The sequence below is a fragment of the Erysipelotrichaceae bacterium 66202529 genome (genome assembly GCA_017161075.1).
GTDB lineage: Bacteria > Bacillota_I > Bacilli_A > Erysipelotrichales > Erysipelotrichaceae > Clostridium_AQ.
On the sequence record CP046174.1, the window covers coordinates 3,012,139 to 3,029,066 of the forward strand.

Consider the following 16,928-nt stretch of genomic DNA (forward strand, 5'->3'; position numbering starts at 1 on the left):
GTCTGCTTTGTCATGTTTTCTGCATATTGTTACTGATCCTTGTACATATCCAAAATGAACTGATAGCGTGAAACATCTGTTTTAAAGAATTTGAAGGTTGCAGGATCCTCCTCTGCTTCAAAGAAGAAGCCCTTATCCTTGTCAAAGAAATCCTTGTTCTTTGCAGTATCTGCCGTAAGATTTACAAAGTGATCTGTCAGCTTATTGATTTCCTCCTCGTTCAATGCAGAGGTATTCACCCAAAGCGGGCCGTTCGGTACAAATGTCGTATCCAGAATTTCCAATTGATCCTTTACGCTGTCACCATACGTACAGCAGAAGGCACCGGCATACACCTTGTCATTTACAAGTAGCTGCACAGAGCCCTGATGATCTCCACCGTTTTGTACCTCCGAGAAGATACCGCCATCTGCTTCATTTTTGATATTGATCTGGTCCTTTTTCGTCACCGTTTTGTCACCATCCGGCCCAAACAGCTTCCAGAAGGTAGTAGTCGGTACCAGGCATCCGGATGTGGAGGTTGGTGATACAAAGCCAAAGGATTTCCCCTTCAGAGATTTCAATTTTTCTTCCTTGCTCATCCCCTCAAAATCAGCAGCATGCTTTTTGTTTGTCGCAATATAGGCGTTGTATCCACTCTTATCCGGATCCCCGTTTGGCCCATAGGACAGAATTGGCTGAATCTTTTCATCTTTCATATAGGATGCCGCAAAGGTTGCCCCGCTTTCCCATGCAATCTGTGCAGTTCCAGAAACCATTGCCTCCATTACCGCATTGTAGTTATCCAGCTTGGCGATTTTTACGTTGTAATTATCTCCAAGTGCCACCTGCACCTCATCTCTCAGCATTTGGAAAGCCTCGCTGCTGCGTTCTGCATTCTCGTCTTCATTTGGCAGAAAGGCGATCGTGATATCCTTTTTCTCCCCGGTGTCACTGTTGTCATTGCCAGAACTGCAGCCTGCCAGCATGCCGCAGGACAAGAGTGCTGCCATACATAAATTCAACATCTTTTTCATTTACAGATTCTCCTTTTTATCATCTTCATGCTGTTTTCAGCACATGCATATGATAAAGCTTTTTCCCTTGTAAATTGTGAATGTCTGGTAAACAGATTGTTATGATTTCAATAATCAAAGACGGAAAATGAACTTATCTCCCCGATAGATAATCGTGGATACCTCAAGCAGCTCACCAGTATCCCGATTGCGGCTGATACTTTTTAGCATCATGCAGGGAACGATACCGCTCACCTTCATATACAGGCGCTCCTCTGTGTTCAAGGTGGATATCGTTAGCTGTGTATCCTCTGTTGTAATATGTTTGATTCCTTTATCCTGAAAATAGGCATACAGACTCGGATTTTTCTGCAGGCTGTCCCGGATATCTGAAAACCTGCTCTCCTTAACATACGAGATATGCATAGCGGAGGGCATGTGATCCAGATAACGCAGCCGCTTTATACAGACGATGGATTCACATTCTCCTGCCTGCAGACGTTCAAAAATATCCTTATGAAATGCAATGCGTTCGCAGCTGATAAGCCGCGTGTAATACCGTCCGGATAAGGAACTCATTTTCATAGAAAAGCTGTCAGCGGAGGATAGCGCAAGCTCCACCTTTTCCAGATAGCCTGCATAATAATTACCCTTTCCCTGACGGGAATAGACATACCCCATTTCCTTCAGGCGATCATATGCCTTTCGGATCTCAATTCTTGTCAGAGCAAAGCGCTGTGCCAGCTCATGCTCGCTTGGAAGTCGTTCATCCTTTTTGTAGGTCTGCTTCTGCATGTTCTCCAGAAGATAATCTACCACCGGTTCCCAGCTTGTCATCATAGCCTCACCTCCATGATAGTTTATCATGCAGTTTTTACTTTTTACTCAGCTTTACCAAGATTTAACCAAACATATACACAATCATAACGAAACCAATCGAAAGAAGAGGAAAATTGCATTCTTCCATAAGCTATCCAGAGAATGCCCACATAAAAACAGCCTGTGATTTAATAACCACAGGCTTTCATGATTTCAAGAAGCTGTTCCTTCTTATCCAATGAAAACTTCATCGTTCCATTATGGATACCGAGCTCATAATACAACTGCAGATATCCATCCTTTTCATTCAGTACTACGACCTTTCCAGCCTGCAAAGGAATCCTTCTTCCCTCCACATACAGATCATGCTGTGTTATGCCGCTTTTTCTCGTCACATAGAAGATACTGACTAACGTCATAACGATGCCATAAAGAAATCGTTCCTCATCGAACAGACTGATGATACCCAGAAGCAGAAATGCCGCACCAAGTACATAATTCCATTTACTATATACAGTCAATACAGCCTGCTCCTGATGCATACGGTATCGGGAACGCAGCATCCACAGCAATACCAGCAGTGTCATTACCAGAAGGGCATACATGATAAATTTCAAATTGACCGCCTCTAATCTTTCTGTTTTATCATTTTCATAATATTCTTGAGCTTCACAGAATTGCCATACGACAGCGTTCCTCTGCGATACAGCTTCGCCCCAAGCATCCCCATTGCTAAAGTAGTAGCCGCAAGGATTACCAGAGATATTATGATCTCAATTACAGAAGCACTTCCCATTGCCACATTGACAAACATACACATCCAGGATGAGAATGGGAAATAGCACATAATTTTCGCAAACAGTGTATCTGGATTTTGCAATGTGATAAAGCTTAATATAAACACGGCAACAATCAGAAGCTGAATCGGCATGGTAGCTCCATTTACTTCCTCCACCTTGGAGCACAGCGCACCAACTGCACCAAACAAGAAGCTGAACAGCAGATAGCCCAGGATACCGAACAAGGCAAAGGTAATCAGCACAAGACTTGGTATATCCAGGAATTTATCCAGCATATGATCCCATGCCCCGGCATTCATTTGATATGCCAGCAAAAATGAGCCCAGCATAATCGCCGTCTGAATCACACCAGCAATCGCACCGGCAATGACCTTACCGAAAATCAAAGCATTCGGCGAACAGCTCGTTGTCAGAATTTCGATAGCACGATTGCTCTTTTCACTTGCCACGCCCACACCGATCTGATTTCCATACAGCAGAATCATCATATACAGAACAAGAATCAGAACATAGGTATAAAAGTAATTGTTCATACCATCCGTTCCCAACACAGTGGTGTCGTAAGTAACAGGCGTCTGATAAATTGCCTGTACCTTGGATGCATCATAGCTCAGCTTTGCCAGCTCGCTTGCCTGATACTGCTGCTGCAGTACGGCTTCAAAGCGTGAAGATGTCGCGTCATTCAATGAAGAATTATTCACATAATAGACAAAGCTGGTTGCCGCCTTTACTTCAAAGCCTGCATCTGCTTCCTTATCCTTCACCTTATCCTGCACCTCGGAAAGTGATTTGGCATATGTGATTTTATACTCCGGAAAATGCTGTTCCACAAGCTTTTGATTTTTCAGAATTGCGCTGCCATCATAAATCAGCATGGTCTTATCCTTTGTTTGAGAACCCTCAGCATCCGTTTTATCATCATCCGAGAAAAAGCGTGGAATCGACAGGATGACAAAGGCGGCAACAGCCACCAGCACAGTGGAAATCAAAAATGATTTTTTCTGCAGCATTGCCTGCAGCTCAAACTTCAATACCAATAAGAACTCTCTCATTCCTCATCACCTGCCTTTGATACAAAGATGTCCGTTAAGGATGCCTCATACATCTGGAACGCCTCAAGGTCAACCTCCAGCTCCAGCATTTTCGTAAGCACATCCCGTTTATTCACATACGGCTGCAGCTCTACAATAAAGCCGCCGTCCTTTTCCTCATATATATGAAGCAAATCCTGACACTGTGTTTCCAGCAATAAGCGAAACTGCTCTGCGTCCGGATACAATGCACGAAGTACAATGCGATTCTTACCATATTCCTTCTTAATCTGCTTCAGATTCCCCTGTAAAACAACATCCCCATGATGCAGAATGACAATATCCTCGCAAAATTCCTCCACATAATTCATCTGATGAGAGGAAAAGATAACTAATTTTCCCAACTGGATCTGTTCCTGCACAACCTCCTTCAAAATCTGTGAATTCACTGGATCCAAGCCGGAAAACGGCTCATCCAGAATGACGATATCCGGATCACACATCAGTGTCTGTGCCAGCTGTACCTTCTGCTGGTTTCCCTTGCTCAGGGTATCCAGAACACGATTTTCATATTCCGTAATCCCCAGCCGCTTCATCCACTTTTTGAAATTGGTCTTCGCTGCTGTACGGGACAACCCGCGCAGTGTTGCCAGATAGATCAGCTGCTCCGAAATCTTTTTCTTCGGATACAGTCCTCTCTCCTCCGGCAGATAACCGATATTATAATCCTTCGCATGAAAGACTTTTCCATCCATACTCATAGCTCCGCAATCTGCCTTGAACACATCCATCAGAATACGGATCGTTGTAGACTTGCCGGCACCGTTACGCCCCAGCAATCCCAGGGCCTTTCCACTGGCGATGGAAAAAGAAATACCATGCAGAACCTCCCTGCCATCAAAGCTCTTATGCAGATCTTGCACTTGTAATTCCATACGATTCCCTCCTTTTGTTATTTGCATTATAGTACATAATGAAACATCATGCAATATATATTTTGCATTTGTACGATATATTTTTCATATTACCTTGACTTTTCCATCATGGATTTCCTATAATAATATACGTAGAAGAAGGAACAGGTGAGTGCAGCTATGAAAAATCTTAAAATTAAAATGGCGCGCATGGAGCTGGATATGTCGCAGGAGGAGCTGGCAAATAAGGTGGGAGCCACACGGCAGACAATCGGTTTGATTGAAGCAGGCCGCTACAATCCGTCTATCAAGCTCTGTATCAAAATCTGTATTGCACTGCATAAGCATCTGGATGATCTGTTCTGGGAGGATATCTATGACAAGGAGGAATTATAGGATGAAGACTTCATTGCTTCGCGATATCATCCGGTATGCGAAAACCAAGGGAAAAGCACCGCTGGATGAGCGGCAGATGGATGCCCTGAAGGATTTGTATATGGAACTGGCAAAATCCGTACTCCTTGCATTTATGGTATTCACGATTGTTTACGGCTACATGGATTTTTATGAGAAGGAAAGCACCTTCAGCTATTTGAACATATCCGTGAGTCTTATTGGCGCACTGACCTATTACTATCTGCTTCGCTCCTGTTATCAGCAGGTGATCGGCATTGATGTCAATTTTGAAATACTGGTCATACCGGCATTGGGCTTTACACCGACCCTGCTTATGAATGCGCTGCATGTATTCGGTATCCTGTTTCACGCTGATTCGCTTTATTTCAGGTTCACAAGCCTCTTATGGCCTCTGTATTTCCTGTTGTTCTATCTGGGCGCAAACCGCGTCTATCAGAAGGGAAGGCTGGCAATGGAACAGGAAATCTATCAGGGAGAGCTGCATTTTCGTTCCCGAAAGCAGATTGTCAACGCGATCATCGTTGCAATTATCTTTTTGTCCATACTACCGATTCCCTTTGATGCCCTGTTTCAAATCGGCTTTGTGACAGGAACAGGACTGATGCTGTTTATGATCTGGTATTACGGCTTTCATACCCCGCATAATGAATATATACTCAATGAAAGCGGCCTGATTTACCATAAAGCCCTCTGGAATGGAAAGGGCGGCTTTCTGCGCTATGAGGAAATTGAAAGCGTCAAGCAGCAGGATACCTTCAATGTTGGCTATGCCAAGGATAAGGTCTGTATTCACTGTTATGACGGACGTGATATTCTGCTGTTTCCTGAAAATGCATACCGTTTTTGTGTCGAGCTGGAAAATAATTTATGATACAAAAAAAACCGGAGTAATAAAGAGGGCGTCTCTATGAGTCATCCTTCCCTGTACCTCCGGTTTATATTTTCTTTTTATGTCCGTGATAATTCCTGTCAATTTCACGAATCACAACATCCTTTTCCACACTGCCAAGTACATTGGCAGCCGCTTTGATATCATCATGCCCCTGTGAAACGGTATACGCTTCATCCCCGCTTTGCACAAGTGCAAGATCCTTCTTGTGACAGGCAAATACGCACAGACGCTGATATCCATACATCGTCTGTATAGTCTGTACAGCGCGGCAGGTATCCGCTGATGCACTGTAAATATCCAGTATGGCATATCCCTTCTGCTCCTCACTCGGTCGCACAATAAGCTGTAAATCGGATGCATACTCCTGTTTCTTTATTTGTTCATACAAGCGCTGTATTCCTGCTTCCTCATGCAGGATGGTGAAGCAGACAGCAGCATGCGGCTGTGCTTTTTTTTCATATACATAATTTTTATACGGCTGCTTTCGCATTCTGTGATAATATTCTTCTTCCAACGGATTGCGAAAATCACTGTAATATACATGCAGGATATGATGAAGGATGACATGCTGGAAGCAATTCATGTGCTCCTGTTCCAGCAGCTTTAAAATACGTGCGGCGCAATCCTCCTTTATACAGTATGTATGCGAATAGGTCTGTTTTTGACAATCATATAAGGCTGCGCCATTCATGACGGCTACCGGAAGAGTTAAAGGAATCCCCTCCAAAATGGGCAGCAGCGTTGCCGGTGTGCGGGAGGTGGCAATCGTGATAGCCGCCCCCTGTTCCAATAGCTGACGCAGCTTAACCCTTGTATATGGAGATAAGCGTCCATCCTCCTGCAGCAGTGTATGATCCAGCGTGGAAACATACAGCATATCCTTCTGTAAGCGCACAGGGAGATGGATACAGTTGATGCCATAGGCTACAGCGATGCCAATCAGTGTATCAAGCATACGGTTAATCGCAAACACATAGGGATTTACATCGGCCGCGTGAGATACGGTGACACTCATAAAAACCACACAGGATATGTAGGATGCCGAAGTCTTTTTCAGTAGTACCGTTATATAAATAACCGGGATGATCATAAAGGAAATCAGAGCATACTGGTAAAGTGGCACGTCCGGCAGGATATGCTTTTCAAACAACAGGACAGCCATACCGCAAAAGCCGCCGATCAATGTACCGACAACGCGGTTTGCCGCCACACGCTGGGTATTGGATGTATCCTGCTGCATACATAATACAGCGGCAATACAGGAATAAAAAACAATTCCCTCCTGATTACGCAGCAGATAGATCAGAAAGCATATAAAAACTGCCAGGGATGATTTTAGAATACGTTTTCCGATTCTTGGCATGATATCATTCCTCCAATGGTTATAATTATAGCGCTGTTTCCTGAAATGTAAATAGATGGAGCATGTGAAAATTATAAGGGTAGGTCTATCCAGTTACTATTCACCGATAAAAGATAAAATTTAGGAAGAGCGTTATGAAAAGCGCCTTAGAGAAAGACCTGCTGGTGTATACGATGCCCTTTTGCACCCAATATGATTATATAGAAATACTTTCGTTACTACTTGTCAGTTTTTTTGTGAATGGTTCCATTAGCTTATCTTAAAGTTATGAATCACCTATATAGAATAGATAACATATGTACTATAAGGCTAAAGTTGTTTCTTATACAGCGTGAACGATATTCTCCCCATAAAGCAGGCAGCTATACCATATGTGATATGTCTCATGCGGCTATGAAGAAAAAAGAGACAGAAGCTGTGGAAGGCTCTGTCTCATTTAAGGTGTAAGGAAGCAACGGTGATACAAGGATTGATAGACATCGATTATTTGGTATTCACACGTATCTTATAGCCGCAAGCTAGGAAAGAATCCAGCTGAAGTGGAGTCCTTTCCTTAGACTAGCAAATCAAAAGGCTTCTCTTCCTTAGTCACTTTTTTATATTTATCTGTTCCTGATGCGTGAAGATAGGGCATTTGAAGGTATATACAGCACTGCACGATATCTCAAAGAATCACATACAGCAAAGGCTGAAAAAACAGTGCTTTTTCTTATCGGTGCCGCAGCATTCTTCCTGTCTGAATGAGTAAGGTTGGCAGAAAGGCAAGACCGTAAATTGTAAATAGCTGTGTTATCGTAATGGTTGTCACTGAGAATAAGGAATGCAAAGGCTGCCATAGCAGAATCGCATTCAGGAAGCAAAAGCCGATGATAAAGGCTAAAATGGAGTATTTATTGGTAAACAGACCAATGCGATAGAGAGAACGCTGGGAACGGCAGTTGAAGCCATGGAATAACCTGGACAGACACAGGGTAGAGAATGCCATTGTTGTAGCAATTTCCCAGCTTTCCTTTAAGCCGAGGAAATATGCACTCATCGTGACAATCGCAATTAAAATTCCCTGCACACCAAGCTGCTTCATGGTAGCCGGTGTAAGAATTCCGACGGAAGGATCTCTTGGCTTCTCCTTCAGAATATCTCTTGTGCTGTGCTCCATACCGATGGCAATGGCTGGCAGAGAATCGGTAACCAGATTGATAAACAACAGGTGTACCGGTAAAAACGGCACCTGCAGGGATAACAAGGAGGCAGCCAGTACACAGATAATACCCGAAAGATTTCCAGACAGCAGATAGATGATGGCATTCTTGATATTGGCATAGATATTTCTACCAGTTGCGACAGCCTTGACAATCGTTGCGAAGTTGTCATCCGTCAGAATCATGCTGGCGGCATCCTTACTGACCTCGGTTCCGGTAATTCCCATGGCGATTCCGATATCTGCCTGCTTCAAAGCAGGAGCATCGTTGACGCCATCCCCGGTCATAGCCGCAATTTTTCCCTTTTTCTGCCATGCATTGACGATACGGATTTTATGCTCCGGTGCAACTCGCGCATAGACACGGATATGCTCCAGACGGTTCATCAGCTCCTCCTCGCTCATGGCATTCAGTTCAGTACCATCCACACACTGATCCCCGTTATTGTAAATACCAAGCGCCTTGGCAATGCTTCTCGCCGTAACCTTATGGTCGCCGGTAATCATAACCGGAATAATACCGGCACGCTGACAGTTTTCAACAGCTGCCTTACTTTCCTCACGAGGGGGATCCATCAGGGAAATCAGTCCAAGGAATATCAGCTGATCCTCATCGTCCACATCAATGTGATCCTTACTCACAATGCGTGTCGCAAAGCCTAATACACGCAGTCCGTTTTCTGCAAAGGTTTGATTCATATTCAAAATACGTTTTTGGTCATCCTCTGTAATTTCACGGATTCCCTGCTCTGTTTGTATATGTGTAGCCTTTTTTAGGATTTCATCACAGGCACCCTTCAGCAGCAGCCGGTATTCCCCGTCAATCATATGCAAAGTAGACATCAGCTTCCGCTCGGAATCAAATGGGTTCTCATCAATGCGCGGATACTTTTCTCTTGTTTTCAGCTCATCAATGCGATACAGCTCCAGCAAATCCACAAGTGCAAGCTCGGTAGGATCACCAATTCGCTGATCCTCATTGGTTGTCGCATCACAGCACAGCGCGAAGCCAAGCAGCAGCAGACGATCCAGCGGTGAGGCTTCCTTCATATTGTTGGCATGGAGCAGCTCATGATTGCGGTATACCTGCTGCGCCGTCATTTTATTCTGCGTCAGCGTCCCTGTTTTATCGGAACAGATTACAGAGACACAGCCCAGACTTTCCACCGAATTGATATTTTTTATAATAGCATTTTCCTTTGCCATCTGGCTGGTTCCCATTGCCAGTACAATTGTGACAATGCTTGCCAGCGCCTCCGGTATAGCCGCAACAGCAAGCGCAACGGCAAACATCAGGGCATCTATGATGGCATTTCCCTGCCATACATTCAAAGCAAATACAAGGATACATATACCGATGATGGCAATGCTCAGCTTCTTACTAAAATCATCCAGTGTTTTCTGTAACGGTGTCTTACGCTCCTGTGCAGTATTCATTAAGGTGGCAATTTTCCCGATCTCCGATTTCATACCAACTGCTGTTACAATTACACGGGCGCGTCCATAGGTTACCAATCCGCTGGAGAACACCATATTCTTCTGATCTCCAAGACCGCATTCCCCCTCGATGACGTCAACCTGCTTATGCACACTCTCCACCTCACCGGTTAATGCACTCTCATTAACCTGCAGAGAATGATTTTCAAGAATACGGCCATCCGCTCCTACGACATCTCCGGCCTCCAGAAATAAAATATCACCGACCGTTAATTCCTGACTGGATATTTCCATCAGGGTTCCATCACGCAAAACACGGCTGTGCGGTGTGGAAAGCTGCTTTAAGGCATCCAGTGATTTTTGTGCCTTTATACTTTGCACAGTTCCCAGAATTGCATTCATGGTAATGACAGCCAGAATGACGATGGTGCTTTCTATCTCACCGCTGATCATGGATATAACGGCTGCCACAATCAGAATAATAACCAGCAGATCCTTAAACTGTGATAGAAATACGATGAACGGGTGGTCAGGCTTTATCTCCTCCAGCTCATTTCTTCCATAGGTATTCTGCCGTGAGATGACCTCCTCACTGCGCAAGCCCCGCTCGGTTGCCCCAAGCTCTTCCAATACCTGAGCAACATCCTTTTCATACATTTGTTTCAATCTCAAGACCTCTACTTTCCTGTTTATCTTCTTTTCTATAGTCTTGACATTTTTTCAAAATAAAAACGAGACTATAGAAAATTTCTATAAGTCTCGTCAATCACTGAATGCAGGCCAGAAGAGATATGCTCTTCGGGTTTGTTGACCGGCTTCACACAAAAATACTGTGCTGACTACTCCCTTATTTAGTAACAGTGTACCATGAAACAGAGGCTTTTGTAAACCGCATTACGGAAATTTACAAAATGTTTACATTTCTGTAAATATATATACGCGTAAGCTTCCGAAATGTTGTATCATAGAGGTAATAATGAAGGTGATCCTATGAAAGAAGAAATACAAAAAACATTCGATAACTATCTGGAGCAATTCAGAGAGGATGAGAATGTTTGTGAGCAGATAAAGAAAACAGTACTGGAGCAGGTCGGACTCGGCGATGAGCTGACTCCTGTAATTCAGCGATTTCTGAATATTGCACAGGAACAAGAATATGCTTATGCCGTTCCTCTGGGCTATGCCATGATGTTTTTTATAACATATGGTACAGATATTGACCTGGCTATCTCCTATAATGAAAAAGCCAGAGAGCTGTTTATGAAGCAATCGGACTATAAAGAGCGGGATGGTATCCTGACCGTGGCGAATAATGCTGTCATTGCCCATATATTAAAGGGAGACTATGGTGCAGCTTATCAGGAAATTGCAGCTGCTATGCCGATCGCGGAAAAGGGAGGCCGTATTTCCTATTACTCTGCCTTTTTAAACAACGGAGCCATCATCCTGCGGGAATTCGGTCTTTATAAGAAAGCGATCCAGCAGGTGGAAGAAACATTGCAAAAGCGCGATTTGATTGGCACCAGCAATTTCTTTGTGACAATCTTTCTCTTATCCAGTCTGTATCTATGCACGAAGGAAACAGACAAGGTACGCGAGCTGCTAAAGGTACATATGCCTGAGCTGCTTGCGAGTGATTATTATGATACTGCTCTTTTCTATAAGCAGTATATGGAGGCCGCAATCCTTGATGATGATCGGCCCACCGCTGAGCACTGGTATGAAATTCTCATAAATACCTACGATTTTACTAAAAATGAAGAATTGGATAATAACGAAGTATATCTGTCACTGGCCCGTTATCACCTGTATCAGAAAAACTATGAAAAGGCACAGGAATATTATGAGCATCTGCTTTCTCATATGGAGGAGCTGCTGGGGTATAAGCGTCATATTCTGGAAGAATCCGCCCGCCTGTATGAATGCCTTGAGGATTATCAAAAGGCACATGCCTGTCTGAAGCAGGCTCATGCACTGACAAACGCCTATACCGGTTTTATTGATGATATGTACCGTCAGGAAATTGAGGATGTATGGGAAAAGAACCGGATGCTGTCCTATGAGGTATTGTATGACCGTCTGCTTGATATGACAGAATTTGGAAAAATTGTTACCTCCTGTTTAAGCTGGAAGCAGCTTAATGAAGTCATTGACCAGCATGCAGGTCGAATATTCTCCTATGACAATTGGGAGGTTCTGCTTTATGAGGAGCCAAAGCAGCTGCTGCGTTCGTTTGCCAATGTGTCCTATGCACTGGACTCCCATCCGATACTGAAAGCATGTACAAGGGAATATACCTCACGCAGATTACCTAACCTGACAGCTGACAGTGAAACAGCGAAAAGCCTTGGCACACTCTATGATAAGCAAACCCGTTCCATGCTGCTGCAGCCCATCACCTATCAGGGAACTGTGCTTGCCTTATTCTGCATGAAATCCAATCTGGTAGATAATTTCAGCCGTACCGATCAGCGTCTTTTGCAGGTATTTGCGGATTATATCGCCATTGCCATTCACAATGTCGCACAATTTGCGGATGCGTTGGATAAATCCAGCTATGATTATCTCAGTGGAATTTACAATCGAAGCGCTCTTATGCAGTATGGAGAGGATATGCTACAGAGCGCCCGCAGACAGGCTCATTCCATCGGAGCTTTGATGATGGATATCGATGATTTTAAACAAATCAATGATACCTTCGGTCATATGCAGGGTGATGAGGTTATACGGCAGGTAACGGCAATTATGAAGCAAAAGCAGCAGCATGGTATCATTGCACGCTTTGGCGGTGAGGAATTTATCCTTTTGATCGATCAGCTCAGCAAGCAGGAATTGTATGAGCTGGCAGAGGATATCCGCTATGCATGTGAAACCTGCGAGATTTCTTTTGAAAATGCCAGTATACATTTTACCATCAGTATTGGCTGCTGTTATCAGGAACAGCCGGCATCCACACTGAAGGAATTGTTTAACGAAGCGGATCAGCGTCTGTATATCGCTAAGCGAAATGGTAAAAATTATGTTCAGATGTAGAAGGGATGCCCGCACAGGCATCCCTTTTTCTATATTCTACATTGCTTCCAGACATTGGGACAGCATGGGAATAATCTGTTTCTTGCGGGAAATCACACCATCCACAAAATACAGCTCATCCATAATATCCTCTTTAAACGCTTCATCCACAACATAACTGAGTGAACCGATAAATACCAGATTGCTGCCGCTGCCATCCGCTGCGGTAAAGCACATCATGAGCAGATCAAATTTATTGATTTCATTGATTTTTTTCATATAGGCACGAATTTCATCCTGTACCTCCACGATTTCCTGCTCATCCGCAATATTGATCTGTCCAATGGCAATCCGCTTTCCGTCGATGTTGTACTCCTTAAAATCATTATACAAAATTTCCGACATGCTTCTTCCCTTAATGGTTGCGACTGCACCAAACATTTCCTTCGCCATGGCATCCAGATCAATACCTGCCACTGCTGCCAGCTCCTTTGCCAGCTCCTTATCCACCGGGGTTGTTGTCGGCGAGTTAAAATTCATCGTATCACTGATGATCGCACAGCACATGATGGCCGCTGTTTTGGCCTCAGGAATTAGACCTGCTTCCTTATACATACGGGCGATGATGGATACCGTACTGCCGATGATTTCATTGCGGAAACGGATTGGCGTCGTTGTTTCCACATCGCCGATACGGTGATGATCCACAACCTCCAGAATTTCCGCCTCCTTCAAATCATCAATACTCTGGGAAAGCTCATTATGATCCACAAGGATGAATTTTTTCTTCTGATAATTCAACAGATGATAGCGGGAAATTGAGCCCAGCACGATTCCCTGATTATTTACAACCGGATAGGATCGAAATCTTGACTTGGACATCTGCTTATAAACATCATCAATATATGCATGATTATTAAAGCTGATAATTTGACGCTTCATAATCAGATTCACGCTCGGTGAACGATACATGCTGCGGGCAACCTGAAACATATTCAGCGGTGTTTTGATGATTGTACAGTTCGCTTCCTTTGCCATACGGATAATTCCCTGGGAAATGATATCCACATCCACCAGAATCATACAGCCTGCCCCATCACTCAAGGCTCGTTTCTGCAGCTTTAAATCATCATTTACAACGACAATGCTATCCCGATAGCTGATATCGCTGTATTCCGCATTGCGGCTGCACAGGATGTGTATTCTGCCATTGGTGCGATACGATTCACACTCATATAAAAATTCTCCCTGCAATACCTTTCGGATATTATCACAGGATGTGTTTTTCATCAGTGAGATTGGCTTTTCTCCCTTATCACTCATCAGGATATTCGTCATATCAGACAGTGATACAACACCAATCAGCCGCTGTGCCTCATCCACAACAAACAAAGCACTGGTGGAACGCATCCCCATGCGGTCCCATGCTTCCTTTATGGTATCCTCTGATTTTAAAAGCAGCGGCTCGTCAAACGGCACATCATACAGCTTTACTCTGGCATTTTGAATATATACCGGCTCCGGTACCTGAAATTTCTTTAAAACGAAATCCGTTTCCGGATTCAGTTCTCCTAGACGGCAGGCAATGGCATTCACACCCAGCTTTTGCTTTAACTGTGCATATGCAATCGCCGACACAATGGAATCCGTATCCGGATTTTTGTGCCCGATAATATGAACAACGTCTTTCATTACGGTTTCACTCCCCTGTTTTCTTATGTTCATTGTACCTTATTTAGCATCCTTTTTCCAGTGGTAGCGCTATCTTTTACGTGTAATTAAATAATTCAGTTTCCTGCTTGATTGCCGTACCATGCGTACCAGAAATGTGGTATAATCCCGTCTTTAACACTTGATAAAGAAAAAAATGTCCCTAAACGCCTTAAATAAGCGAGTTTCGGACATTTTTCTAATTGTATCGAATTATCGTAATTTATCTCTCATCTTACTACACTTGATAATATTTCTCATTTTTGTTTTCTTAATAATCTGAGTATCTGTGCGGAATCCGAATAGATTATGTAGCTCATCTGTTAGATCAGTTCTCTTGTAAGTCGGGATATAACCATATCCTTCTAACTCGCAAACATTCATTTGTCTCAGGGTATCTAGTATTGTTTCTACCGTATATTTGTTCTCAAGCTTTTTTTCTAACAGTCTATAGACGAGAAGTGCTAGGAAACATGTCAGAAAATGTGCTTTGATACATTCTTCTAAACGAACATATACCGGTCTAGCTTCAAAATCTGTTTTCATGATCCTGAAACATTCTTCGATCTGCCATCTTCGCTGATTGATTGCGATAATCTCAGATACATCACCATCTAAATCTGTAGTAACTGCGTAGAATCCGTCATACATCGCTTCCTGATCAATGATTTCTTGATTCAATTCACAAAAGATTTCACTCGCTGCTTCACCATTCTCCGTTACTGCTGTCGTTCTTATGAATCTTGCTGGATCATTTGGATTTTTTCTGTTCTTCTTTGGCTTACCACCTTTCCCGATCATTTTCATAGCACGTTCTATCTGTGCTTGTCTGATTTTAGCTTGATATGCCCTATATTTAGGGGAATACGTCACAATCAATGTTTCTGAGATTTTGGTACCTTCGATAGGTATCGATTTATAGTAAATAGAATTGTACACCTCTTTGTCCGTTTCATCCAGACTGTTCAGATTGATAAACCGATTGCTGCCAAGTTTTCTATACTGATTTGAATCCAATGCAGTGGAACGTACTTCTTTCTTTAATTTCTTAAGAGACTGTGTAATGATATAAGCTCTGCCATTTGTATCATTTAAAAGTTTATTGTTTTGTGATCCAAGACCACTATCAGAACAGTAAATGAACTCACTACATCCAAAATCACGAATCACCTTTTGTTCAAGGGGGTTTAGGGTCTTTTGTTCATTCTGATTTCCTGGATAAAGGTCAAAGGCTAGAGGAAAACCATCCGCATCCATGAACAGCCCCATACCAATGATAGGGTTAGGACGATGTTCTTTCCCTTTACCATATTTCTTATCACCATCCTCCTGAGTTATCTCAAAGTAATAATTCGTACAATCATAATAGAGGATTTTTGTATTCCGCTTGTGGATGAAATTGCTATTGCGGTATACCTCGGCCTGAATATAATCAGATTCACTAGCAAAGATGGGCAAAGAGCGGTAAATGTGGTGTAAATCATATTTGGGCTGCTCCAAGAGAGATTGAGCGAAGTTATAAGAACTTCGTTTGCTGGAAGGATATAGTATACGAGAATAGATAAGATCAGAGAAGATAGCTTTTAGATCAAATTCATATTTATGGCGATTTTTGATATTTCTGCACATATTGTCAATGCGTAGATCTGCGAGGATAGATTGAAGAAAGAGATAACCGCAGTTAAAGGAGTGCTGAGTGCCTTTTTCAATCAATTGATTAGGAGAAAAGGGGATAGAAAGGATCTCGTTTTCCTTGTTGTATTTTTCGGTATCTAACCTAGCTTGTTCTTTTGCCCAAGCCATGACACCGTTACGATCAGTGTCAAGTTTTTGAGATAACTCCTTCAAAGTACCTAACTTTCTGTAAATTCTAGAGGTGCTCTTACCATTTTCATCGATATAAGCGAAGTTGATATAGAAGGATTCAGAGTTTTTAGATTTAGAAGTTGTAACACGCATGATATCACCTACTTGATAATATTATATCATAGAATACGATATAATACTATATATAAATACATAAAAATTGACAAAAAATCTATAAAAAAAGACTTTAACTAAAGCCTAATTTGATTTCTATGATTTTTACAAGTGTTAAAGACCCGGCAATGGCATTCACACCCAGCTTTTGCTTTAACTGTGCATATGCAATCGCCGACACAATGGAATCCGTATCCGGATTTTTGTGCCCGATAATATGAACAACGTCTTTCATTACGATTTCACTCCCCTGTTTTCTTATGTTCATTGTACCTTATTTAGCATCCTTTTTCCAGTGGTAGCGCTATCTTTTACGTGTAATTAAATAATTCAGCTTCCTGCTTGATTGCCGTACCATGC

The 16,928-nt window shown here is 42.8% G+C and carries 13 protein-coding genes; 3 read left to right on the forward strand and 10 right to left on the reverse strand.

Annotation, left to right across the window (positions count from 1 at the left end):
• Positions 1 to 29 precede the first annotated feature (29 nt).
• The 5 genes from GKZ87_14385 to GKZ87_14405 form a co-directional block, all read right to left on the reverse strand.
• The gene (locus tag GKZ87_14385) at positions 30 to 1,016 is read right to left on the reverse strand and encodes a PhnD/SsuA/transferrin family substrate-binding protein (protein QSI26589.1); all 987 of its coding nucleotides are present in this window, start codon (positions 1,014 to 1,016) and stop codon (positions 30 to 32) included.
• Positions 1,017 to 1,130: 114 nt separating this feature from the next.
• On the reverse strand, positions 1,131 to 1,835 hold the full coding sequence (locus GKZ87_14390; protein QSI26590.1) for a UTRA domain-containing protein: 705 nt from the start codon (positions 1,833 to 1,835) through the stop codon (positions 1,131 to 1,133).
• 167 nt (positions 1,836 to 2,002) lie between these two features.
• A complete protein-coding gene (locus GKZ87_14395) occupies positions 2,003 to 2,419 on the reverse strand; it encodes a hypothetical protein (GenBank protein QSI27978.1) in 417 nt (138 codons plus the stop codon).
• Positions 2,420 to 2,442: 23 nt separating this feature from the next.
• Positions 2,443 to 3,666: an ABC transporter permease gene (locus tag GKZ87_14400; protein ID QSI26591.1), complete on the reverse strand. Its 1,224-nt coding sequence runs from the start codon at positions 3,664 to 3,666 to the stop codon at positions 2,443 to 2,445.
• Positions 3,663 to 4,580, reverse strand: coding sequence for an ATP-binding cassette domain-containing protein (locus GKZ87_14405; protein ID QSI26592.1), 918 nt, complete (start codon positions 4,578 to 4,580; stop codon positions 3,663 to 3,665). Before GKZ87_14405 ends, GKZ87_14400 begins: the two co-directional genes overlap by 4 nt.
• 159 nt (positions 4,581 to 4,739) lie before the next feature.
• On the opposite strand from GKZ87_14405, the gene GKZ87_14410 reads away from it, so the two are divergent.
• Together GKZ87_14410 and GKZ87_14415 are read left to right on the forward strand one after the other, a co-directional pair.
• On the forward strand, positions 4,740 to 4,955 hold the full coding sequence (locus tag GKZ87_14410; protein ID QSI26593.1) for a helix-turn-helix domain-containing protein: 216 nt from the start codon (positions 4,740 to 4,742) through the stop codon (positions 4,953 to 4,955).
• Between the two features lies 1 nt (position 4,956).
• A complete protein-coding gene (locus GKZ87_14415) occupies positions 4,957 to 5,847 on the forward strand; it encodes a hypothetical protein (GenBank protein QSI26594.1) in 891 nt (296 codons plus the stop codon).
• Positions 5,848 to 5,911: 64 nt separating this feature from the next.
• On the opposite strand, the gene GKZ87_14420 is transcribed toward GKZ87_14415, so the two are convergent.
• Together GKZ87_14420 and GKZ87_14425 are read right to left on the reverse strand one after the other, a co-directional pair.
• Complete coding sequence (locus tag GKZ87_14420; GenBank protein QSI26595.1) at positions 5,912 to 7,231, reverse strand: HAD hydrolase family protein; 1,320 nt, start codon at positions 7,229 to 7,231, stop codon at positions 5,912 to 5,914.
• A 709-nt stretch (positions 7,232 to 7,940) separates the two neighbouring features.
• Positions 7,941 to 10,523, reverse strand: coding sequence for an HAD-IC family P-type ATPase (locus tag GKZ87_14425; protein QSI27979.1), 2,583 nt, complete (start codon positions 10,521 to 10,523; stop codon positions 7,941 to 7,943).
• A 333-nt stretch (positions 10,524 to 10,856) separates the two neighbouring features.
• Between GKZ87_14425 and GKZ87_14430 the strand changes: the two genes are divergently transcribed.
• Positions 10,857 to 12,899, forward strand: a complete 2,043-nt coding sequence (locus tag GKZ87_14430; GenBank protein QSI26596.1) for a diguanylate cyclase — start codon at positions 10,857 to 10,859, stop codon at positions 12,897 to 12,899.
• A gap of 36 nt (positions 12,900 to 12,935) precedes the next feature.
• Here GKZ87_14430 and GKZ87_14435 read toward each other — a convergent pair whose 3' ends face one another.
• From GKZ87_14435 to GKZ87_14445, 3 genes are all read right to left on the reverse strand, one after another.
• Positions 12,936 to 14,570 carry a putative manganese-dependent inorganic diphosphatase gene (locus tag GKZ87_14435; protein QSI26597.1) on the reverse strand — a complete coding sequence of 545 codons (1,635 nt, stop codon included), beginning with the start codon at positions 14,568 to 14,570 and terminating at the stop codon, positions 12,936 to 12,938.
• Positions 14,571 to 14,801: 231 nt separating this feature from the next.
• Positions 14,802 to 16,547, reverse strand: a complete 1,746-nt coding sequence (locus GKZ87_14440; protein ID QSI26598.1) for an IS1634 family transposase — start codon at positions 16,545 to 16,547, stop codon at positions 14,802 to 14,804.
• A gap of 94 nt (positions 16,548 to 16,641) precedes the next feature.
• Positions 16,642 to 16,803 carry a hypothetical protein gene (locus tag GKZ87_14445; GenBank protein ID QSI27980.1) on the reverse strand — a complete coding sequence of 54 codons (162 nt, stop codon included), beginning with the start codon at positions 16,801 to 16,803 and terminating at the stop codon, positions 16,642 to 16,644.
• Positions 16,804 to 16,928 lie beyond the last annotated feature (125 nt).